This is a genomic window from Loktanella salsilacus, from assembly GCF_900114485.1.
GTDB classification, from domain to species: Bacteria; Pseudomonadota; Alphaproteobacteria; order Rhodobacterales; family Rhodobacteraceae; genus Loktanella; species Loktanella salsilacus.
On record NZ_FOTF01000003.1, the window covers coordinates 160915 to 181121 of the forward strand.

Sequence of the window (20207 nt, forward strand, 5' to 3'; positions counted from 1 at the left end):
GATCTAGTCGCGGCGGCGCGGGTTAAATGCCAACGCCGCCGCAGCGCCTTAGTGGCCTTCGTAGGCACACAGCGCATGGACATCCATGCCTAGCGCTTCCAGTTTTGCCCGTCCGCCTAGTTCAGGCAGGTCGATGACAAAGGCGCAGCCAGTGACCTGTGCGCCAAGGCGTTCGATCAGCTTGATCCCAGCCTCTGCCGTGCCGCCAGTGGCAAGCAGGTCGTCAACCATCAGCACGCGTTCGCCCGGCTTCAGCGCGTCGTCGTGGATTTCGACAATCGCCTCGCCGTATTCCAGCGTGTAGGCCTGCTCGATGCATTTGGCGGGCAGCTTGCCCTTTTTGCGGATCGGCACAAAGCCGACGGACAACTGGTGGGCAATCGCGCCGCCAAGGATAAAGCCGCGCGCTTCTAGCCCGACAACCCGGTCGATGGGCTGACCTGCATAGGGGTGCAGCAACTGGTCGATCGCCATGCGAAATCCGCGCGGGTCGGCAAACAGGGTCGTCACATCGCGAAACATGATCCCTTCGTGCGGGAAATCGGGGATCGTGCGGATATAGTCCTGAACGGTTTTCATGCGGTGTCCTTTGGGTTCAGAACGCGGCCCGCGACCGCGCCCAGTTTTGCCACCAGCGCAGGGTCGCGCCGGTCGGGGGATGTCATAATCGCATGGGCCAATGCCTGATCGCAGTCGCTAGCGCAAGCTTTGGGCAGCATCGCGGCAAGCGCCATGACCATGTCGCGCGCCTTTGTGCCGTTGCCTTGCAGGGTGCGGATCACGTCGGCGACGTCGACGGCATCGTGATCCGGGTGCCAGCTGTCGTAGTCGGTTATCATCGCGACAGAAGCATAGTGCAGCTCTGCCTCTCGGGCGAGCTTCGCCTCTGGCATGTTTGTCATGCCGATCACGTCGCAGCCCCAGCTGCGGTACATCAGACTTTCCGCCCGGGTGGAAAATTGCGGGCCTTCCATCGCCAGATAGGTGCCGCCGTCATGCACGCGAATACCGGCCGCGCGGGCCGCAGAAACGCAGGCGGCGGAGAGGTCGGGGCAGACCGGGTGGGCGACGCTGACGTGCGCGACGCAGCCGGTGCCAAAGAACGATTTTTCCCGTGCAAAGGTGCGGTCGATGAATTGGTCCACGACGACAAAATCGCCTGGGGCCATGTCTTCGCGGAACGATCCGCAGGCGCTGATGCTGACCAGGTGTGTCACGCCCAGCCGTTTCATCGCGTCGATATTCGCGCGGTAGGGGACAGTCGTCGGGCTGTGCACATGTCCGCGTCCGTGGCGCGGCAGAAACGCCAGCGGCACGCCGTTCAGTGTGCCGGTCAAGACCGCATCGGATGGTGCGCCCCACGGACTGTCGACTTGCGTCCAAGCTGCGTCCTTGAGTCCTGGAATGTCATACAGGCCCGAGCCGCCGATAATGCCAAATCTGCCCTGCATGAATGCGCCTTTCGGTGTTGCACCATCGCTTTGTGGCCCCTGCGCCGCGGCGGTGCAACCGTTCAGCGCGGGGCGGGGTGACAATCGGGCCGTTCTGGCGTAGGGGCCACACAACACGTTTAGTATTAGGATGTCCCATGGCCCCCCGCGCCCTTCTGGCAAGTTTTGCCGACAGCATTGCCCTAACTGATCCCAGTGCGCCCCTGAATGCCGGTCGCCTGCGGATCGAGGTGCTGTCAGGTCTGACCGTCGCCCTTGCGTTGGTGCCAGAAGCCGTGGCCTTTGCCTTTGTCGCCGGGGTGCCGCCGCTGGTGGGCCTTTATGCCGCGTTCATCGTGGGCCTGATTACGGCCGTGTTTGGCGGGCGTCCGGGCATGATCTCTGGCGCGACGGGCGCGCTGGCCGTTGTGATCGTCAGCCTCGTGTCGCTGCACGGGATTGAGTATCTGTTTGCCACCGTCGTTTTGATGGGCCTGATCCAGATCGTCGTTGGGGTCATGCGTTGGGGGAAATTTATTCGGCTTGTACCGCATCCGGTTATGCTGGGCTTTGTGAACGGTCTGGCTATCGTGATCTTCTTGGCGCAGCTGGGCCAGTTCAAAGTGCCCGGCACGGCAGAAGCTGTTGGTCACGGTATGTCAGGCGGCGCATGGCTGTCTGGTCTGCCGTTGATCTGGATGTTGGGCCTGACCGCCTTGACCATGTTCATCATTTGGGGTGCGCCGAAGGTGACGAACCTGATCCCGGCGCCATTGGCCGGCATTGGTATTGTCGCCGCAATCGTCATCATCTTTGGCATCGACGTGCCTGTCGTGGGCGATCTGGCGTCCATCGAGGGCACTTTGCCCCCGTTCCACGTTCCCATGGTGCCCTTCACCTTTGAGACGTTCCAGATCATCCTGCCCTATGCGATGATCTTGGCCGCCATTGGCTTGATCGAAAGCTTGCTGACCCTAAACCTGGTGTCCGAAATGACGAACCAGCGCGGCGGTGCCAGCCAAGAGTGCATCGCGCAGGGTGTTGCGAACACTGTCACCGGTTTCTTTGGCGGTATGGGTGGTTGCGCGATGATCGGTCAGTCCATGATCAACGTGAAATCTGGCGGCCGTACGCGCATCGCCGGGATCGCGGCGGCGCTGTTTCTGCTCGCCTTTATTCTATTCGCTTCTGGCCTGATCGCGCAGATCCCGCTGGCGGCGCTGGTCGGCGTGATGTTCATGGTCGTGATCGGCACCTTCGCGTGGAACAGCTTTAGCATCCTGCGCAAAGTGCCGCGGACCGACGCCGTCGTCATCGTTCTGGTGACTGCCGTCACTGTGGCGACCGATCTGGCGACGGCTGTGCTGGTCGGTGTGGTCGTATCCGCGCTGGCCTATGCGTGGAACAACGCGACCCGCATCCACGCCAAGACCTATACCACGCCCGAAGGTGCTAAGGTCTATCAGATCCAAGGTCCGCTGTTCTTTGGCTCTGCCGAAGGTTTCAGCGAGCTGTTTCAAGTGGACGCCGACCCGTCGCTGGTGATCGTCGATTTCAACGATAGCCGCGTTGTGGACCAGTCAGCTCTGGCCGCGATTGAGACGATTGCCGGCAAGTATGAGGACGCCGGAAAATCCATCCAATTGCGCCACCTGTCTCGCGATTGTCACCGCCTGCTGTCCAAAGCCGGGCACCTGATCGTCGATAGTGATGACGATCCCGATTACGCACTGGCCGTTGACTATTCGGTCCGCACTGGGGTTCTGGGCGGTCACTGACGCCTAAAAATTAAGCAAACGCACGGAAACGGGGCGAAATTCCCCGTTTCTGGCTAGCCATGCGGCGGGCAAGGTCCAATACTGCGGTTTAACAATAAACCGATGACGGGGACCTTTTATGTTTTATCGCTCACTTACTGCTGCCGTTCTGATGGCATCCGCAGCGCAGGCGCAGACCGATCTGCCATTCGCGCTGGACTGGAAATTCGAAGGGCCCGCTGCGCCCTATTTTGCCGCCATCGACAATGGCCACTTTGCGGCCGCCGACCTGAATGTCACGGTCGAGGCTGGCAATGGCTCGCTTGATGCGATCCCCAAGGTCGCCACCGGTGCGTTCCCCGTCGGTTTTGCCGACATCAACAGCCTGATCAAGTTCCTTGACCAAAACCCCGGCGCGCCCGTGATCGCGGCGATGATGGTCTATGACAAGCCGCCATTCGCCGTGATCGGCCGCACGTCGCTGGGCGTCAGCGATCCTAAATCGCTTGAAGGCAAAGTGCTGGGTGCCCCGCCGCCCGATGGCGCATGGGCGCAGTTCCCGATCTTTGCCGCTGAAAATGGCCTTGATATGGATGCGATCACCGTCGAACCTGTCGGCTTTCCGACGCGCGAACCGATGCTGGCCGAAGGCAATGTCGCCGCGATTACCGGCTTTTCCTTCACGTCCTACCTGAACGCCGCCCGCCTTGGCGTGCCAGAAGATGATCTGGTCACCATGCTGATGGCGGACTACGGCGTTGATTTGTATGGCAATGCGGTCATCGTGAACACCGAATATGCCGCGGCCAATCCAGAAGTAATCAAGTCCTTCCTCGGTGCCGTGGCGATGGGCTGGTCCGACGCAATTGCTGATCCGGCTTCGGTCATTCCCATGCTGATCGAACGTAACCCCGCGGCTGATGCAGAGCTGGAGCAGCGCCGGCTAGAGCTTTCGATCCGCGACAACGTGGACACCGATTGGGTCAAGGCGAACGGCTTTGGCGGCATTGATGCGGACCGTATGGAAAACAGCCTTGCCCAGATCGCGACCACCTATGAGTTCGCGACGACGCCTGATGCGTCGCTGTATTTCACCAGCGATTACCTGCCCGAGGGCGGCTTTAAGTTGGCGGAATAAGGTTTGGAAAACCTAATTGAAATCAAGGGGGTGCGGCACTCTTACCGCACCGCCTCTGGCCCTTTGCCGGTGCTTGATGGGCTTGACGTTACGGTGCCAGAGGGCGGTTTTGTTGCCGTCGTCGGGCCGTCTGGCTGCGGAAAATCGACACTGACCCGCCTTGTCGCGGGTCTGCTGATCCCGGACGAGGGCACGGTCAACGTTCACGGCACCCGCATCACCGCGCCGCGCAGCAATGTCGGCATGGCGTTCCAGAACCCGGTACTGCTGGAATGGCGCACGATTTTGGACAACGTCATGTTGCCGCTGGAAATCGTGCCAAACAAGCTGACCAAAGCCCAAGGCGAGGACCGCGCGCGCAAGCTGCTGGCGCTGGTGGGGCTAGAGGGGTTCGAGTCAAAACGCCCGTCAGAACTGTCGGGCGGCATGAAGCAACGCGCGTCCCTGTGCCGTGCGCTGATCCACCAACCAGAGGTGTTGATCCTTGATGAACCTTTTGGCGCGCTTGACGCTTTCACCCGCGAAGACCTGTGGCAGACCATGCATAAGGTGAAAGCAGAAGAGCCATTTACCGGCGTGCTGATTACCCATGATCTGCGCGAATCGATCTTTCTGGCCGACCAGGTCGTCGTGCTGTCTGGACGTCCGGCCAAGACGCAGTTCGTCATGGATATCCCCGATACGGGCCTGCGCACGCTCGAAGACCTTTATACCCCGCTAGCCGCTGAACGCCTGAACGTGCTCCGCCACCAGATCGAGGTCGCCCAAGGGCGGGTTGCCGCATGAAGGCGCGTCAGGTTCTTGTGCCGCTGGCCGCCGTCGTCGTGTTTCTGGTCCTGTGGGAGGCCCTTGTTTGGGTCATGGGGTGGCCGAACTACAAAATGGCCTCTCCGTCCGACTTGATCCCGGCCTATGAAAAATACTGGTCGCTGTTCCTGATCATGGGCTGGCAGACGCTGTGGCGGACGATTGTCGGCCTGCTGCTTGCGGTTATCTTTGGCACCGGACTGGGCATGGTCATGGGCTTTTCACGCACAATGCGCGACGCGCTCTATCCCCTGCTGGTGGGCTTTAACGCCGTGCCCAAGGCGACCGTGGTGCCCATCGTGGCGCTGATGTTCGTCGGTTGGCACGATTTTAACACAGTGCTGATTGCCTTTATGATCAGCTTTTTTCCGATCGCCGTATCCGTCAGCATCGGCCTGTCCACGCTGGAACCGGAATACCGCGACATCCTGCGCAGCCTTGGCGCGAGCCAAGCACAGGTATTCTGGAAAATCGCGCTGCCCAAAACCCTGCCGGAATTCTTCGGTGCGCTCAAAGTCTCGGTCACGTTGGCCTTTATCGGCACCAATCTGATGGAGATCGTGTCGCCCCATGGCCGCGGCCTTGGGGCGCTGTTTGATAGTGGTAAAACCAACTCTGACTATCCGCTGATGTTCGCGGTGTTGATCGCCTTAGCGTTCCTTGGCATCGTTTTGTACTACATCGTCGTCGCGCTAGAGAAGATCTTTGCCGGTTGGGCCGACCGGACGGTTTAAGATTCGCCGGGCCGGTTTAGACTGAACACCTCGGTTACCGTCGCATAGTCGCGGTAGCCGAGGCGCGACAGCGGGTTGAACGTGGTCACGTCAAACATGCCGTCCACGATGCAATCGTCAGCCATGCGGATGCCGACGACTTCGCCGATCACCATGAAATTGTTTGCGCCCTCTAGCGTCACGATCTGGGTCATTTTGCATTCCAGCGTCGCGGGGCTGGCGGTGACAAAGCCGCAATCGATGGTCTGGCATTGGCCCTTTTCCAGACCCGCGACAGCAAACTCGTCCACATCCCTGCGCCACGGGCCGGACGTTTGGTTCATCGCGTCGCGCAGCGCATGGCTGACGATATTGACCGCAAAGACACCGGTTTCGCGGATATTGGCGACCGAATCCTTGGTGTCGCCCCGGTCCGGCTTGGCCGAGGTTGAGGCAAACATGACCTGCGGGGGGAAATAGCTGACCGCGTTGAAAAACGAATACGGCGCAAGGTTATCTGACCCGTCGCTGCCGCGCGTCGAAATCCAACCGATGGGGCGGGGGGTGACGATGGCGTTGAACGGGTTGTGCGGCAGGCCATGGCCCGCCCCTGTGTTGCGATCTGGTTGATAGAACATGGCTGTGATCCCTTTTATCCGGCTTGCTCAACAGCTAGCGTGCCAAAACGCGCCGGACCATACGAAAGACTCGCACAGCATGGATATCACAACCGCACGGGAACGCCCCGACGACTGGTGGGAAGTCGAGGCGCTGTACGACACATGTTTTGCGCCAGGCCGGACCGCGTTGTCGTCCTATCGCCTGCGCTACGGTGTCGACCCGATTGAACGGCTGTGCATCGTGGCGCGCGATGGTGACGGACAGATTGCGGGCGCGATCCGTAACTGGCCCGTGCGGGTCGCCGGCAAAGAGGTCGTGCTGCTGGGCCCCGTCGCCGTTCACCCCGTTCATCAAGGCGAAGGGATCGCCGCCCTGTTGATCTGGCGCTGCCTAGAGGTCGCGGCAAAAGACGGTTGGCCGCGGATTATGCTGGTGGGCGATGCGCCTTATTACGGTCGCTTCGGTTTTACCCCGCTGACGGACGTTGTCATGCCGCCGCCGACGAACCCCGACCGCGTTTTAGGCATCGCATTGCGCAAAGGTGGCTGGGACGGCGTAACTGGGCCGGTGGAACGCGCGCACGATTGAAAACGCCGTAGGGTTGCATATGTTCATGCTAACCAAAAAGGTGCGGTCCCGATGAAGACGATCAACGCCGAAATATCTGACAAGTCCCCGTTGGGCGATGACGAACGCGCCCGTATTCGCGCCCTTGCTGACCGGCAGCGCCGTGCGAACGGGGTGCTGATGCGGGCGATCAACTTTGTCGGCACGCAGGTCGAAGATACGCTGAAAATGCTGCCCAAAGGCGCGCGCGGTCAGATTGATGCCGCAGCCCGCGCCGCCTTGACGCATAGCTACGAGGTCGCGGCAAAGTCCCGCTCTGGCGCGCTGGGGCAGGCGGTGAATACGGACCGGATGCACAAGGTTATGGCGACGCTGTCGGGCGCGATTGGGGGCTTTGGCGGTCTGCCGACAGCGCTGGCAGAACTGCCTGTCGCCACCACGATGATTTTTCGCGCGGTACAGGGTGTCGCCGCCCAATATGGCGAAGACCCCGCTGACCCCGAAACCCGCCTGCAGGCGCTGGCTGTCTTCGGCGCGGGCGAGGATGGCGAGGACGGGATCGACACGTCGTTCCTTGGCGCGCGTTTAGGGCTGTCCGGCGCTGCCGTGCATACACTGATCGCCCGCGTCGCGCCGCGCTTTGCCGCTGTTTTAACTCAGAAACTGGCGACGCAGGCCGTGCCGATCCTTGGCGCAGCGGCCGGGGCAGGGACGAATTATGCCTTCACCCAATACTACGTCGAGATGGCCCATGTGCATTTTGGCCTGCGCCAAATCGTGCGCGAACACGGCGAAGATGCGGTGTTAGACGTCTTCCACGCCGCTCTTGCCAAACGTCAGGTCACGGACCGCGACGCCTGATGGTGTTCCACTAGCCAAGCGTTAATCATCTCTCTGATATCTTGCTCGCCTGCGTCAAGCGCGGCTGACACGGCCTGGCCTGCGGCGACAATATCGACCTGACGCAGCAAGTGTTTGACTGGCCCGACAGAGGCGGGCCGCATCGACAGGCTGCGGAACCCAATGGCCGACAGCACAAGCGCCTCTAGCGGGCGGCCCGCGTCTTCACCGCAGAATGACACCGGGGTGCCCGCCGCATTGCAGCGTTCGACGACGGTTTTCAGGAACGACAAAAAGCTTCCGTTCAATGTGTCATAGCGCCGGCGCACCAGCTCGTTCTCGCGGTCAGCTGCATAAAAGAACTGCTTTAGATCGTTGCCGCCGACCGAGATGAAATCGACCTCTTTGAAAAACGCAGCAGGCGCATAGGCGAGCGACGGGGTTTCCAGCATGGCGCCGACTTCGAACTTTGACGGCAATGGGTTGCCCAACTTGACCTCGCGGGCCAGCACCTTGTCCAGCTCTGCCTTGGCCGCGCGGAATTCGGAATGCAGCGTGATGAAGGGGAACATCACCGCCAGCGGCCCGCCGTTTGCAGCGCGGATCAGCGCCTGCAACTGCATCCGCAGAATGCCGGGCTTATCAAGGCCAACGCGGATCGCGCGCCAGCCCATCGCGGGGTTCGGCTCGTCGTTGGCCTTCATGTAGGGCAGGACTTTGTCCGACCCGATGTCGAGCGTGCGGAAGGCAACGCGCTTGCCATGCGCCGCGCCGATGACGCGGGAATAAAGCGCTGACAGCTCTGACCGTTTCGGCATCTGGCTGCGGATCAGGAACTGCAATTCGGTCCGGAACAGGCCCACACCTTCGGCCCCGGATGACGGCAGCGACGGTAAGTCCGCCATCAGTCCTGCGTTCATATGCAGTGCGATCTGCGTCCCGCAGGTGCCCACCGCAGGCAATTCGCGCAAAGACGCATAGCGTTCTTGTGCCCGCGTCTGCATCGCCAGTTTGTCACCAAAGGCGGTCGACACGCTGTCGTCAGGCCGCAGGTGCACAACGCCCTGTTCGCCGTCCACAAGGATCGTGTCGCCGTTCAGCGCCTCTGTCGTGATGCCTTTGACGTTGATGACCAGCGGAATGGCCCAAGCCCGCGCCACAATGGTCGCGTGCGATCCGACAGAGCCTTCTTCTAGCACGATCCCGCGCAGCGCCTTGCCGTATTCCAGCAATTCGCCGGGGCCGATGTTCTTGGCGATTAGGATCGGATTTTCTGGCATTTCCGCGCCAGTGTTCGATCCTTGGCCGGTCAAAATCCGCAGCAGGCGGTTCGACAGATCGTCCAGATCATGCAGCCGGTCGCGCATATAGGCGTCCTCTGCCTGACCCAGACGGGACCGGGCAAGCGACTGCTCTTTCTCGACAGCGGCCTCGGCGGACAACCCGTTAGAGACGTCGGCTTCCATCCGGCGCATCCAACTGCGCGAATTGGCAAACATCCGGTAAGCCTCAAAGATTTCGACCTGATCGGGGGTCATGGCGCGGTCGCCGCTCAGCAATTCGTCGACGGACAAGCGCAGCGTTTCCACCGCAGCGCGCAGGCGCTCCAGCTCTAGATCCGGATCGTCAGAGATCGGGTTCGTGACCACGACGCGCGGCTCGTGCAGGTAAACTTTGCCAGCGCTGGCACCTTCTTGCGCGATCGTGCCGCGGAACAGAACCGGTTGTTGGTGCCGCGCAGACAAGGCCGCACCTTCGCCGACAAAAGCGCCCAGTTCCGTCATTTCCGCCAGCACCATGGCGACCACTTCAAGGGCATAAACTTCGTCCGTGGTGAAGGCGCGCGAATCCTTGGACTGCACAACCAGCACGCCAAGGGCATCGCCCAGCCGCTGGATTGGCACGCCGCAGAAGGACGAATAACGCTCCTCCCCGGTCTCAGGCATATAGCGAAAACCGGGGGCAGAGGGCGCGTCGGCGGCGTTCACCACACGGCGCGTCCGGGCCACGCGGCCAACCAAGCCTTCGCCCAGCCGCATCCGCGTTTTATGTACTGATTCAGCCTGCAAACCTTCGGTTGCACACAACTCTAGCGTGTCAACGTCGCGGAAAAGATAGATCGAGCAGACCTCTGTCTGCATCGAACTCGCGATCAATTCGACGATTCGATCCAGCCGTTCCTGACCGGCTGAATCCTCGGCCAAGGCGCGGCGCAGACGGCCAAGCAGCTTTCGGCTTTCGGTTTCGATCCTGTCGCTCATGGCTCCCCCAGCGCGTCGTCTTTTCCCTTCTGTATGCGGTTTGCACCCAGAAGGGGAGGGTGAATGCACCCCAGCGTCGGTGCGGTGATCAATTCAGGCGAAAAGTTTGCGAAATCGCACAGCACTTAAGCGGATATTCACCCCAAGCCCGCAGTCTGTCCGAAGACCATTGATCTGCCATAGGATTGCCCATGACACCCTGCCGCGCTGCCCTGTTCTCTGTGATGCTGTTATGCTTTGCGCTGCCTGCGGCGCATGCGGCGGACTGGTCTTACGATGGCGAACACGGGCCGGACCATTGGGCTGACCTATCGGACGATTTTGCAACCTGCGCTGAGGGTCATTTTCAGTCGCCGTTTAATATCGTCCCTGACATTGATGCCGATTTGGCGAACCTTGATATCCACTACACCCCGATGCCGGCTGCGGTGACAAACAACGGGCATACGCTTGTGGTGAACGGCGGAGTTGATGATTTTCTCCGGATCGGTGGGACGGATTTCAAACTCCTGCAGTTTCACTTTCACACACCCAGCGAATACCTGATCAATGGCAAGGCCTTCCCGATGGAACTGCACTTTGTGCATCAGGCCGCTGACGGGCGTTTTGCCGTCCTTGGGGTAATGATTGCCGAAGGGGCCGCAAATCCTGCGATCGCGCAGTTATGGAACGTCGCGCCCTATGATCACGGCACCACTGGCATCGGCGACGCCATGTTCAACCCGCGCGATCTGCTGCCAAGCAGTCAAAGCTACATGCGTTTCATGGGCTCTTTGACAACGCCGCCCTGCACGGAAGGAATCAACTGGCACATGCTGATGTCGCCGATCACAGCCTCTGCGGAACAAATTGCCGCATTTCAGACTGTGTTTCCCAACAACGCCCGCCCAATCCAGTCGCGCAATGGGCGGCTTGTCGTGGCAGAGTGGTAACGGCATCGCCGCTTTGGCGTAGGGATAGGCGGTCTAACTGAAAGGTGGATTGGCCCGAACCGCGGACCAATCCTTTCTGTAGAAACGAACCTTAAGCGGATTTTTCCAGCTCAAACGCGTCGTGCAGGGCCTGCACGGCCAGTTCCATATATTTACGGTCGATCAGCACGCTGATCTTAATTTCGGATGTGGTGATGACCTTGATATTCACACCTTCGTCGCGTAGCACGGCAAACATCTTTGCTGCGACGCCAGCATGGCTGCGCATGCCGATGCCGACGATGCTGACCTTAGCCACACCTTCATCTGCAACCAGATCGTGGAAGTTGATCGTCCCGCCAGCCTTGGCATCTTCCATCGCCTTTTGCGCGCGGACGACCTGATCGACCGGGCAGGAAAAGGTCATGTCAGTGCGACCCTCTTCGCTGATGTTTTGCACGATCATATCGACGTTGACCCCGGCATCTGCCAGCGGGCCAAAGATCGCCGCAGCGATACCCGGCCGGTCCGCGACCGAGATCAGGGTCATCTTCGCTTCGTCACGCGAATAGGCCACACCGGCCACGACATTGCTTTCCATGATGTCCTCCTCGGCGCACACCAGTGTGCCCGCATTGTCTGATGGTTCCTCGAACGATGACAGCACCCGCAGCTTGACGCCAAACCGCATTGCCAGCTCGACAGAGCGGGTTTGCAGCACCTTGGCCCCGAGCGACGCCAGCTCTAGCATCTCTTCAAAGGCGATGCGGTCCAGCTTGCGCGCTTTACGAACGATACGCGGGTCGGTGGTATAGACGCCGTCAACGTCTGTATAAATATCGCAACGCTCTGCATCGAAAGCGGCGGCAAAGGCGACAGCGGTCGTATCCGATCCGCCCCGGCCCAGCGTCGTGATCCGGCCTTCTGGGCTGATGCCCTGAAAGCCAGCGACCACGGCAACCTTCATGCCTTCGGCAAACTTGGCGTTGATGTTGTCGGTCGGGATCCCCTCGATGCGCGCATTGGCATGGGCAGAGGTCGTCTGCACCGGCACTTGCCAGCCTTGCCAACTGCGTGCCGGGATATCCATTTCCTGCAGCCGCAACGCCATCAGGCCCGCCGTGACGTTCTCTCCGGACGATACGACAGCGTCATATTCGCGTGCATCATACAGCGGCGACGTCTCGTTCACCCAGCCGACCAGCTCGTTGGTTTTGCCAGACATGGCTGACACAACGACGATCACGTCATAGCCATTGGCCACTTCCAACGCGACGCGTTTGGACGCGCGCGCGATCCGGTCAAGGTTTGCGACGGACGTGCCGCCGAATTTCATCACAAGTGTGGGCATGATATTTCCCCGTGCTTCCGCGCCGCCCTTTACGCGACGAGAGGCGCAAGAGCAATCCACATGCATGGAACGTCCGTATTCTTCTCGTTAAAAATATCCCGGGGGGGCGCGTCGCGGCGGGGCAGAGCCCCCTTCAAGCCTTAATAAGGGTGATCTTCCCCGTCCCAAGTCTTGAAACATCCCGTCGTCGCCACGGATAAATCATCGAACCTGTCCAGTAACCCGCCTGCGGCCTGAACGGGCGTAATCGCAGCGCTGCTGCCGCCCATGTCCGTTTGCACCCAGCCGGGGTGATAAATCCCGACGGCGATCCCGTCATCCTTTAGGTCCGCCGCAAGGTTGCGGCCAAAGTTCAGCGCCGCCGCCTTGGATGCACGGTAAACATAGGACCCGCCCGGCGCATGGGTGTCGGATGCCATCTGGCTGCTGATGATTGCGATCTTGCCGCCAGCGGCTTTGATGTTTGGCAAAAGCGCCTGAATGGTTAGGAACACGCCCGTCACGTTGACCGCAAATTCCTGCGCCCAAATGTCGGCGGTTAGATCTGCCACGGACTGGCCGCGATCCAGAAAAACGCCCGCGTTGCACACCAGTAGATCCAGCGGTGTATCGCCAAAATCCTTGGCCATCTGTGCGACCGAACCCGGATCGGTCACGTCCAGCCGCATCCAATCCGTCGTTGGTGCATCACGGTGGGTGCCAATCACCTTTTCGCCGCGGTCGCGATACCCTTCGAACATGGCCCGGCCAATGCCGCGATTCGCGCCAGTAATCAAAGTTGTCATGTCGTCACCTTTTCAGTTGGTACGGCGGCGCGGCATAAACGGCAGCGGCAGCACGGGAATATCATCGGCCAGCAGGGCGCGCACATCTGCGCCCGTCGCCTCGCCGTAGATAGCGCGCTCTGGCGCGTCGCCCAGATGCATTGCGCGCGCCTCTTTGGCAAAACTGGTGCCGACGTCCTCTGCGTTTGCTTCGACCTGTTTGCGCAACTTTTGGACAGCAGCCTCTTTGCCGCGATCGGCGGCGACGGCGGGGGCCATGATCGTTTTGCTGACCTTCGCCGATCCGCAGACGGCGCAGGTCAGCTGCCCTGCGGCAGAGAGCGCAGCATAGGCATCAGCCGACTGAAACCAGCTGTCAAAGCGGTGATCACTGTCACAAATCAGGGTATAGCGGATCAAGGGTCACATCCGTTGCGGGGTGGGGCAAAGATAAGCTGACTGCGCCCGGATGCAACGGTTTAACCGCAGCTGGGGTTAAAGGCTATCGGGATCAAACGCTTCGACAATGCGCCGCAGTGCGGGTTCCTCCAGTTTCGACGCCGCCTTGCGCCGAGAGAACCACTTGCGCTTGCGTTCAGCCTTTTCCGGCCAATCGCTGGCGACCTGCAGGACTTCCAGCGGATAGACCATGACAACGACCGGAGTTGTCCGATTGGACAGCGGTTTCACATAGGAAAATACGCCAAGACAGCGGTCTACCGGGTGTCCGGTCAGGCCCGCTTCTTCCCAAGCTTCGGTTGCTGCGGCCTCTGCTGGGGTCTGTTTGTGCATCGGCCAGCCCTTGGGCACGATCCAGCGTTTCGTGCGGCGCGATGTGATCAGGCAGACCTCGACCTCTCCTGCTGCGTCGCGGCGCCAGCACAGGGCCGCGAACTGGCCGCGGACATCCGTTTTCCCGCCGCGCAGCTTGAGCGGCAGCTGGGCGCGGGCGGGGAATGGCTGGTCAGGGGTGGCGTCGGCTGGCAAAGGTCTTACATCCCGTTGATATGCACCCTGTCGTCCCACACCCCCATGACGTCCGCAAGACGCAAACCCTGCCTTGGTTTATCGGGTCGGAAATATACCGCCATTCGTCCTATGGCCCGTTTCATCCGCTACGTGTGCCGCGCGTATCGACGGTGATGGACCTGTGCCGCGCCATGGGTTGGATCGCGCCAGAGCAATATCTGAACAGCCCCCGCGCCAAGCCTGCGGCCCTGATGTCCTATCACACGCCCGAATATGTCGCCGCCCTGCAACGGGCAGAGGCGACGCAAACCGTCAGCGACACTGACCGCACGCGCCACGGCCTCGGCACCTCGAATAACCCTGTGTTCAAAGAGATGTATCGCCGCCCCGCGACCTCTGCTGGGGCGGCGATGTTGGCGGGCGAGTTGTTGCGCCGGCCCGGCACCGTGTTCACCCCTGCTGGCGGCACGCATCATGGATTTCCTGACCGGGCTGGTGGGTTTTGTTATCTGAATGATCCTGTGCTTGGCATTCAGTCCCTGCGCCGGAATGGGGCGGCGCGGATTGCCTATCTTGATATCGACGCGCACCATTGCGACGGCGTGGATCACGCTTTTCGGGACGATCCCGATACGCTGCTAATTTCCACGCACGAGGCGGGCCGTTGGCCGCGCACCGGACCGCTTGATGATGCGGGCGCTGGCAACGTGCTGAACGTGCCGCTGCCCAGCGGCGCGCATGACGACGACATGGCCCTTGTGCGCGACCGCGTGATCCTGCCCGCGCTGGCGCTGTTCCGCCCCGACGCCATCGTGTTGCAATGCGGCGCAGACGCTGTGACCGAAGATCCGCAATCGCGCCTGTGTCTGTCCAACAACGCGCATTGGGCGATCTTGCGCGCGATCCGCCCCTTGGCACCGCGCCTGATGGTGCTGGGCGGTGGCGGCTATAATCCGTGGAGCGTCGGGCGGCTTTGGTCGGGTAACTGGGCGATTTTGAACGATCACCCTATTCCCGATATCCTGCCTGACCCGGCGCAAAAGGTGCTGGCCGCGCTGCGCTGGGACGGGCAGCGCCGTATCACAGTTCCGCCGCCGCATTGGATCACAACCCTGCGCGATGCGCCGCGCCCGGGCGCGATCCATGACGCGGTGCGGCACGCCTGCGATACCCTTTCGGCGCGTCTGCTCTCTTGGACGTAAAGGTGACTTGCAGCGGCTGCGCCCGCGCGGGATAGTCCGTTCATGAAACACATCGCCCTTCTACTTTCGCTGCTTTTTGCGACCTCTGCGCAAGCCCGCGATCTGACCATTTTCGCCGCCGCAAGTTTGAAAGAGCCGCTGGACCAGTTGCTGCAAACCCAGCCCGGCGTCACCGCGACCTATGGCGGCAGTGGCACGCTGGCGCGGCAGGTCATGGCTGGTGCCCCTGCGGATCTGGTGTTTCTGGCGCATCCCGACTGGATGCAGGCGATGGATAAGGCTGGCGTACTGACCCCGGGCACCGTGACCGACCTGCTGGGCAATCAGATTGTGATTGTGGCCCCTGCTGGCACCCCTGATCTGGCGTTGACGCCCGATGCGTTCGCCGCTGCGCTTGGCCCGGATGGCCGCCTTGCCATTGGTCTGACGGCATCCGTGCCCGCCGGGATTTACGGCGCTGAATCCCTGACCGCACTGGGCCTCTGGGACACGGTAAAGGACCACTTGGCAGAGGTCGACAGTGTCCGCGCTGCCCTTGCCTTAACAGCGCGGGGCGAGGCGCCGCTTGCGCTGGTCTATCGCACGGACGCGCGTGTCGAACCCGCCGTCACCATCGTCGCAACCTTGCCAGAAGATAGTCACACCCCGATCCTGTACCAAGCCGCCACCGTCGGCCCCGCCAATCCCGAAACCACCGCCTTGCTGGATTTGCTCAAATCCCCGGCCGGGCAAGCAGCCTTTGAACAGGCGGGCTTTATCCCGCTGGCTTCGCACTGATGTCGCTTGACGCAGCCGCCTGGGCCGCCGTCGCGCTGTCGCTGCGCGTGGCGTTGGTCGCGACCCTGCTGGGGTTGCCCCTCGCGATTGCCGTGGCCTGGCTACTGGCGCGCAAGCAATTCTGGGGCAGGGGCCTACTGAACGGGTTGGTGCACCTGCCGCTGGTGCTGCCCCCCGTCGTGACGGGGTATCTGTTGCTATTGGCCTTCGGCACCCAAGGGCCGATTGGCGGCTTTCTGCGCGACACCTTTGGGATCACGCTGGCGTTTCGCTGGACCGGGGCCGTATTGGCCGCCGCGATCATGGCGTTTCCCTTGACCGTCCGCGCGATCCGGCTGGGATTCGAGGCTGTGCCACCGGGCCTAGAGGACGCAGCTGCCACTCTTGGCGCATCGCGCGCCCGTGTGTTCCTGACCGTAACCTTGCCGCTGATCGCCCCCGCCGTGCTGGCCGGGGCGGTACTGGGTTTTGCCAAAAGCCTTGGTGAATTCGGCGCAACGATCACCTTTGTCGCCGCAATCCCGGGTCAGACGCAGACGATCCCTTCGGCGATCTATGCGCTGTTACAGGTGCCCGGGCAGGACGGGGCGGTGGTGTCGCTGGTCGTAATTTCGATCGTTTTGGCCATGGGCACGCTGGCGCTGGCCGAGTGGTTGTCGCGCCGCATGACCGCCCGGATTGCCGGATGATTGATGTCGCTGTCACGAAACGGTTGGGTGATTTCACCCTTGATGCCGCCTTTACTGCGCCTGCCGGCGTGACGGCGATTTTTGGTCGCTCCGGCTCTGGCAAATCTTCGTTGATTAACGGGATCGCGGGGCTGTTGCCGCTGGATGCAGGGCATGTGCGTGTCGGCGGCACCGACCTGACGCGGCTGCCGGTGCATAAGCGGCGGATCGGCTATGTCTTTCAGGACGCACGGCTTTTTCCCCATATGTCCGTCCTGCAAAACCTGACCTACGGCGGCAGCCATGACCGCGGCGCTGTGATCGATATGCTGGGGCTAGACGATCTGCTTGATCGCCGCCCGGCGTCCCTGTCTGGCGGGGAAAGGTCCCGCGTGGCCATTGGCCGCGCCCTGATGATGCGCCCGCAATTGTTGCTGATGGATGAACCCCTTGCCGCCCTTGATGCGCCCCGCAAGGCAGAGGTGTTGCACTATCTTGAACGGCTGTGCAGCACCGCGCGGATCCCGATCATCTACGTCAGTCATGCCATGTCAGAGGTCGCGCGCCTTGCGACGACCCTTGTTTTGCTGGACGCGGGCCGCGTGACCCGCGCTGGCCCGCTGGACGATATCCTGTCCGATCCCGCTGCCGTCCCGCTGATTGGTGTCAGAGAAGCAGGTGCCGTCCTGACCGGCACCGTGCGCGGATTAAACACCGCCGACGGCCTGACAGAGGTCGCCTTGTCCGCTGGCCGCCTGATCCTGCCGGGCCGCCTTGGCTCCCCCGGCGCACGCATTCGCCTGCGGATTCCTGCGCAGGATGTAATCCTGTCCACGGCAAAACCTGCCGGGCTGTCGGCCCTGAACGTGTTGCGGTGCCAGATCGCCGCGATTGAAATCGGTCAAGGTCCGGGTGTTGCTGTTTCGCTTGTCTCTGGCACGGACCGTTTGCTTGCGCGGATCACACGGCGTTCTGCCGCGCTGATGGGACTGGCGGTCGGGCAAGAGGTGCACGCCATTCTGAAAGCCACCGCCATGGCACCGCAAGATATCGGAGGCAGCGCATGAGTGACGCCGCACCATTGATCATTGTCATGGGGGTGTCGGGTTGCGGCAAATCCCATATCGGGGCCGCGCTGGCGCAGCGCCTTGGGCTTGGTTTTCTGGACGGGGACAGCCTGCATCCGCCTACCAATATTGCAAAGATGGCGCAGGGCATTGCGCTGAACGACGATGACCGCGCGCCTTGGCTTGATGCGGTCGGCGGCGCGCTGGGCGCAGGGTCAGAGGTGATTGCCTGTTCTGCGTTAAAACGCAGCTATCGTGACCGCATCCGCGCCGCCGCGACGGGGGTTGTTTTTGTGCATTTGGACGGCGCGCGCGCCGTGCTGGCGCAGCGGGTCAGTCAGCGCCCCGGCCACTTCATGCCGCCCGCGCTGTTGGACAGCCAGCTTGCAACGCTACAGCCGCTGCAAGCTGACGAGGCGGCGGTTGTTGTTGATCTGGACCAAACACCGGAGCAGATCATCGCAGCTATTATTTCAACGGATCTGTTCGGAACAGCGTGACCTTCAAGCCGCCATGCGGCACCTGAAGCCGGTCCTGCGTGAAAGGCAGACCCGTCGCCTTGGCCAGCCCCGGCTCGCTTGTGACAAGGCCGACACGCCAGCCGCGAAAGCGGTCTTTCAGCGTCGCACCCAGCGCGCCGTACAGCGGAAACAGCAGATTGCGGTTGCCAATGCGCGCGCCGTAGGGCGGGTTGACCATGATCAGACCCGGCGGCCCGGCAGGACGCGGCAGATCGCTGATCGCGTGGTGGGCAAAGGTCGTGATATCGCCAACGCCCGCCCGCTGCGCGTTCGCCGTCGCATTGCGCACTGCGCCGGTATCGCGGTCCGAGCCGTAGAATTGCAGATTGGTGTCGCGCAAAGCGTAGGCGCTGCGCAGCGCATCAAAGGCGGCCCGGTCAAAGCTGGCCAGCTGCATAAAGGCGAAATCACGCGAACGACCGGGCATCAGCCCGCGCGCGATCTCTGCCGCCTCGATCACAAAGGTGCCTGACCCGCACATCGGGTCCACGACGGGTTCGGTCCCGGTGTAGCCGCAATGCGCGAGGAACAGCGATGCCAGCGTTTCGCGCATCGGGGCCTTGCCGACAGCCTCTTTATGGCCGCGTTTATGCAGGCTTTCGCCGCTGGTATCGACGGACATCGTCACCGTATTGTCGTCGATCCGCACCTTCAGCGTGATCGGGGCATCAGAGGCGATGGTGATCCCGGCCTCTTCTTTCAGGGCGGTTTCAATGCGCTGCTGGGCTGCACCCGCATGATAGATTTTCGATTTATGACAGGTGACTTCGACCCGGACAGGTACGTCGGCGCGCAGGGTGTCGGTCCATGGAAACTTGCGTGACCGCTTGTCCAGCTGCGCCAAATGGAACGCCAAAAAGCTGCCAAACCGCACAAGGACGCGCCCCGCGCCGCGCAGTTCCACATTGGCGCGCCACACATCAGGCCAGCCACCTGGAAAGCTGACGCCGCCCGGTACGGCTTGCGCCCCGGCAAAACCAGCGGCCTGCACCTGCGCCAACAACAAAGGCTCTAGCCCCGGCGGCGCGGTCACGAAAATGTCGAATGAGGTATCAGTCATGCGCCCATCTAGCGCGAAACGCAGGCCCGCGCATCTGGAAAAGCGATTGCACCAGACGCACGGGATTTAGGCGTAGGGATTAGCTGGGGCGAAAGTTAAGCGCTGTCCCGTTAATGCAATGCAGCGGCCTGTTGCCGACAATCAGGTGGTGACCCAGATGGCTGCCACAGCGGCGGCAATGAATTTCGGTCAGCGCAATTTCTGCATTGGGGCGCATGCCATAGGCAGGGTTGGGGCCGTCGATATCGGTCATCACGGCGTTGGGTTCAGAATGGAAAAAGAACGAAAATCCTTTGTCCACAATGGTTTTCCAGCGCGAATCGTAAACTTTCAGATCGCAGCCTTTGCAGTGGTATTCGCCGTCTTTGGTTTCTTGCCACAAAAAGCTGGACTTGGGGACTTCAGTCTCGCCCTCGCGCATGATGCTGTATTCTGTGTCGCTTAGCATCGCGCGCCATTCTGCATCGGTGCGGCGCACTTCGTAAGGATAGGACCGGTCGGGTTGGTAGCGACGGTTGACGCCGCCCAGATCGGCCGCGGCCCCCGGTGTGATATTCGCGCCTGCGCAGCCGGCGGCACCGACGGTCAAAGCTGCGACACTGCTTGCCGCAAAAAAGCGGCGCCGTGTTAGGTTGTCTGTCGTGGTGTCCATGTCGTTCCCTCGCGCGTTATATCGTGCCGCCCTAGTAGCTATCGCCGAGGTCTTAGGTTTTGGTGAATGTTCACCGGGGTGACGATCGCAATTGACAGCCATTAACCTGTATTAGGTCTTTGCGCATTATG

General features: G+C 61.5%; 22 protein-coding genes. 12 read left to right on the forward strand and 10 right to left on the reverse strand.

Annotated features, from left to right (window positions below; all coding sequences use genetic code 11):
* Positions 1-48: 48 nt before the first annotated feature.
* Both BM131_RS03595 and BM131_RS03600 read right to left on the reverse strand, forming a co-directional pair.
* Positions 49-579, reverse strand: coding sequence for an adenine phosphoribosyltransferase (locus BM131_RS03595; RefSeq protein ID WP_090185768.1), 531 nt, complete (start codon positions 577-579; stop codon positions 49-51).
* Positions 576-1451: an S-methyl-5'-thioadenosine phosphorylase gene (locus tag BM131_RS03600; protein ID WP_090185771.1), complete on the reverse strand. Its 876-nt coding sequence runs from the start codon at positions 1449-1451 to the stop codon at positions 576-578. The genes BM131_RS03595 and BM131_RS03600 overlap by 4 nt, the downstream gene beginning before the upstream one ends.
* A 137-nt stretch (positions 1452-1588) precedes the next feature.
* On the opposite strand from BM131_RS03600, the gene BM131_RS03605 reads away from it, so the two are divergent.
* The 4 genes from BM131_RS03605 (at position 1589) to BM131_RS03620 (ending at position 5866) form a co-directional block, all read left to right on the forward strand.
* Positions 1589-3208, forward strand: a complete 1620-nt coding sequence (locus BM131_RS03605; RefSeq protein WP_090185773.1) for a SulP family inorganic anion transporter — start codon at positions 1589-1591, stop codon at positions 3206-3208.
* Positions 3209-3326: 118 nt separating this feature from the next.
* Positions 3327-4325: an ABC transporter substrate-binding protein gene (locus BM131_RS03610; protein ID WP_090185776.1), complete on the forward strand. Its 999-nt coding sequence runs from the start codon at positions 3327-3329 to the stop codon at positions 4323-4325.
* Positions 4326-4328: 3 nt separating this feature from the next.
* Positions 4329-5111: an ABC transporter ATP-binding protein gene (locus BM131_RS03615; RefSeq protein WP_090185778.1), complete on the forward strand. Its 783-nt coding sequence runs from the start codon at positions 4329-4331 to the stop codon at positions 5109-5111.
* Complete coding sequence (locus tag BM131_RS03620) at positions 5108-5866, forward strand: ABC transporter permease (protein ID WP_090185781.1); 759 nt, start codon at positions 5108-5110, stop codon at positions 5864-5866. The genes BM131_RS03615 and BM131_RS03620 overlap by 4 nt, the downstream gene beginning before the upstream one ends.
* Here BM131_RS03620 and BM131_RS03625 read toward each other — a convergent pair.
* Positions 5863-6483, reverse strand: a complete 621-nt coding sequence (locus BM131_RS03625; RefSeq protein ID WP_090185784.1) for a flavin reductase family protein — start codon at positions 6481-6483, stop codon at positions 5863-5865. The two genes, BM131_RS03620 and BM131_RS03625, sit on opposite strands and share 4 nt — an antisense overlap.
* 79 nt (positions 6484-6562) lie before the next feature.
* On the opposite strand from BM131_RS03625, the gene BM131_RS03630 reads away from it, so the two are divergent.
* Both BM131_RS03630 and BM131_RS03635 read left to right on the forward strand, forming a co-directional pair.
* Positions 6563-7054 (forward strand): GNAT family N-acetyltransferase, encoded by a 492-nt coding sequence (locus tag BM131_RS03630; RefSeq protein ID WP_090185787.1) that lies wholly within the window; start codon positions 6563-6565, stop codon positions 7052-7054.
* A 51-nt stretch (positions 7055-7105) separates the two neighbouring features.
* Complete coding sequence (locus BM131_RS03635; RefSeq protein WP_090185789.1) at positions 7106-7894, forward strand: EcsC family protein; 789 nt, start codon at positions 7106-7108, stop codon at positions 7892-7894.
* Here the strand turns inward: BM131_RS03635 and ptsP are convergent.
* Positions 7870-10134, reverse strand: a complete 2265-nt coding sequence (ptsP, locus tag BM131_RS03640) for a phosphoenolpyruvate--protein phosphotransferase (RefSeq protein WP_090185792.1) — start codon at positions 10132-10134, stop codon at positions 7870-7872. The genes BM131_RS03635 and ptsP overlap by 25 nt on opposite strands.
* Before the next feature lie 191 nt (positions 10135-10325).
* Between ptsP and BM131_RS03645 the strand changes: the two genes are divergently transcribed.
* The gene (locus BM131_RS03645) at positions 10326-11066 is read left to right on the forward strand and encodes a carbonic anhydrase (protein ID WP_090185795.1); all 741 of its coding nucleotides are present in this window, start codon (positions 10326-10328) and stop codon (positions 11064-11066) included.
* 91 nt (positions 11067-11157) lie between these two features.
* Here BM131_RS03645 and BM131_RS03650 read toward each other — a convergent pair whose 3' ends face one another.
* The 4 genes from BM131_RS03650 to BM131_RS03665 all read right to left on the reverse strand — a co-directional run bounded on the left by BM131_RS03650 (position 11158) and on the right by BM131_RS03665 (position 14147).
* Positions 11158-12396: an aspartate kinase gene (locus tag BM131_RS03650; RefSeq protein WP_090185798.1), complete on the reverse strand. Its 1239-nt coding sequence runs from the start codon at positions 12394-12396 to the stop codon at positions 11158-11160.
* A 140-nt stretch (positions 12397-12536) separates the two neighbouring features.
* On the reverse strand, positions 12537-13181 hold the full coding sequence (locus BM131_RS03655; protein ID WP_090185801.1) for an SDR family NAD(P)-dependent oxidoreductase: 645 nt from the start codon (positions 13179-13181) through the stop codon (positions 12537-12539).
* A 12-nt stretch (positions 13182-13193) separates the two neighbouring features.
* On the reverse strand, positions 13194-13580 hold the full coding sequence (locus BM131_RS03660) for a DUF1178 family protein (RefSeq protein WP_090185803.1): 387 nt from the start codon (positions 13578-13580) through the stop codon (positions 13194-13196).
* 75 nt (positions 13581-13655) lie between these two features.
* Positions 13656-14147 carry an NUDIX hydrolase gene (locus BM131_RS03665; protein ID WP_090185805.1) on the reverse strand — a complete coding sequence of 164 codons (492 nt, stop codon included), beginning with the start codon at positions 14145-14147 and terminating at the stop codon, positions 13656-13658.
* Positions 14148-14167: 20 nt separating this feature from the next.
* Here BM131_RS03665 and BM131_RS03670 point away from each other — a divergent pair, with 20 nt between their 5' ends.
* The 5 genes from BM131_RS03670 to BM131_RS03690 are packed head-to-tail and all read left to right on the forward strand — an operon-like array spanning position 14168 to position 18343.
* A complete protein-coding gene (locus tag BM131_RS03670; protein ID WP_090185807.1) occupies positions 14168-15331 on the forward strand; it encodes an acetoin utilization protein AcuC in 1164 nt (387 codons plus the stop codon).
* A gap of 42 nt (positions 15332-15373) precedes the next feature.
* The gene (gene modA, locus BM131_RS03675; protein WP_090185809.1) at positions 15374-16108 is read left to right on the forward strand and encodes a molybdate ABC transporter substrate-binding protein; all 735 of its coding nucleotides are present in this window, start codon (positions 15374-15376) and stop codon (positions 16106-16108) included.
* Positions 16108-16797: a molybdate ABC transporter permease subunit gene (gene modB / locus BM131_RS03680; RefSeq protein WP_090185812.1), complete on the forward strand. Its 690-nt coding sequence runs from the start codon at positions 16108-16110 to the stop codon at positions 16795-16797. Before modA ends, modB begins: the two co-directional genes overlap by 1 nt.
* Positions 16794-17843 carry a molybdenum ABC transporter ATP-binding protein gene (modC, locus tag BM131_RS03685; RefSeq protein WP_090185815.1) on the forward strand — a complete coding sequence of 350 codons (1050 nt, stop codon included), beginning with the start codon at positions 16794-16796 and terminating at the stop codon, positions 17841-17843. Before modB ends, modC begins: the two co-directional genes overlap by 4 nt.
* A complete protein-coding gene (locus tag BM131_RS03690; RefSeq protein WP_245754125.1) occupies positions 17840-18343 on the forward strand; it encodes a gluconokinase in 504 nt (167 codons plus the stop codon). Before modC ends, BM131_RS03690 begins: the two co-directional genes overlap by 4 nt.
* Here BM131_RS03690 and BM131_RS03695 read toward each other — a convergent pair.
* Positions 18312-19424: a THUMP domain-containing class I SAM-dependent RNA methyltransferase gene (locus BM131_RS03695; RefSeq protein WP_090185818.1), complete on the reverse strand. Its 1113-nt coding sequence runs from the start codon at positions 19422-19424 to the stop codon at positions 18312-18314. The two genes, BM131_RS03690 and BM131_RS03695, sit on opposite strands and share 32 nt — an antisense overlap.
* Before the next feature lie 79 nt (positions 19425-19503).
* Positions 19504-20076: a peptide-methionine (R)-S-oxide reductase gene (locus BM131_RS03700; protein WP_175499145.1), complete on the reverse strand. Its 573-nt coding sequence runs from the start codon at positions 20074-20076 to the stop codon at positions 19504-19506.
* Between the last annotated feature and the right edge of the window lie 131 nt (positions 20077-20207).

Coding starts and splice junctions, on each gene's coding strand:
- modB (WP_090185812.1), top strand. CDS start 16,108: ATGTCGCTTGACGCAGCCGCCTGGGCCGCCGTCGCGCTGTCGCTGCGC.
- BM131_RS03690 (WP_245754125.1), top strand. CDS start 17,840: ATGAGTGACGCCGCACCATTGATCATTGTCATGGGGGTGTCGGGTTGC.
- BM131_RS03670 (WP_090185807.1), top strand. CDS start 14,168: ATGCACCCTGTCGTCCCACACCCCCATGACGTCCGCAAGACGCAAACC.
- BM131_RS03625 (WP_090185784.1), bottom strand. CDS start 6,483: ATGTTCTATCAACCAGATCGCAACACAGGGGCGGGCCATGGCCTGCCG.
- BM131_RS03650 (WP_090185798.1), bottom strand. CDS start 12,396: ATGCCCACACTTGTGATGAAATTCGGCGGCACGTCCGTCGCAAACCTT.
- BM131_RS03605 (WP_090185773.1), top strand. CDS start 1,589: ATGGCCCCCCGCGCCCTTCTGGCAAGTTTTGCCGACAGCATTGCCCTA.
- BM131_RS03695 (WP_090185818.1), bottom strand. CDS start 19,424: ATGACTGATACCTCATTCGACATTTTCGTGACCGCGCCGCCGGGGCTA.
- BM131_RS03620 (WP_090185781.1), top strand. CDS start 5,108: ATGAAGGCGCGTCAGGTTCTTGTGCCGCTGGCCGCCGTCGTCGTGTTT.
- modC (WP_090185815.1), top strand. CDS start 16,794: ATGATTGATGTCGCTGTCACGAAACGGTTGGGTGATTTCACCCTTGAT.
- BM131_RS03600 (WP_090185771.1), bottom strand. CDS start 1,451: ATGCAGGGCAGATTTGGCATTATCGGCGGCTCGGGCCTGTATGACATT.
- BM131_RS03610 (WP_090185776.1), top strand. CDS start 3,327: ATGTTTTATCGCTCACTTACTGCTGCCGTTCTGATGGCATCCGCAGCG.
- BM131_RS03635 (WP_090185789.1), top strand. CDS start 7,106: ATGAAGACGATCAACGCCGAAATATCTGACAAGTCCCCGTTGGGCGAT.
- BM131_RS03630 (WP_090185787.1), top strand. CDS start 6,563: ATGGATATCACAACCGCACGGGAACGCCCCGACGACTGGTGGGAAGTC.
- BM131_RS03595 (WP_090185768.1), bottom strand. CDS start 579: ATGAAAACCGTTCAGGACTATATCCGCACGATCCCCGATTTCCCGCAC.
- ptsP (WP_090185792.1), bottom strand. CDS start 10,134: ATGAGCGACAGGATCGAAACCGAAAGCCGAAAGCTGCTTGGCCGTCTG.
- modA (WP_090185809.1), top strand. CDS start 15,374: ATGAAACACATCGCCCTTCTACTTTCGCTGCTTTTTGCGACCTCTGCG.
- BM131_RS03700 (WP_175499145.1), bottom strand. CDS start 20,076: ATGGACACCACGACAGACAACCTAACACGGCGCCGCTTTTTTGCGGCA.
- BM131_RS03655 (WP_090185801.1), bottom strand. CDS start 13,181: ATGACAACTTTGATTACTGGCGCGAATCGCGGCATTGGCCGGGCCATG.
- BM131_RS03645 (WP_090185795.1), top strand. CDS start 10,326: ATGACACCCTGCCGCGCTGCCCTGTTCTCTGTGATGCTGTTATGCTTT.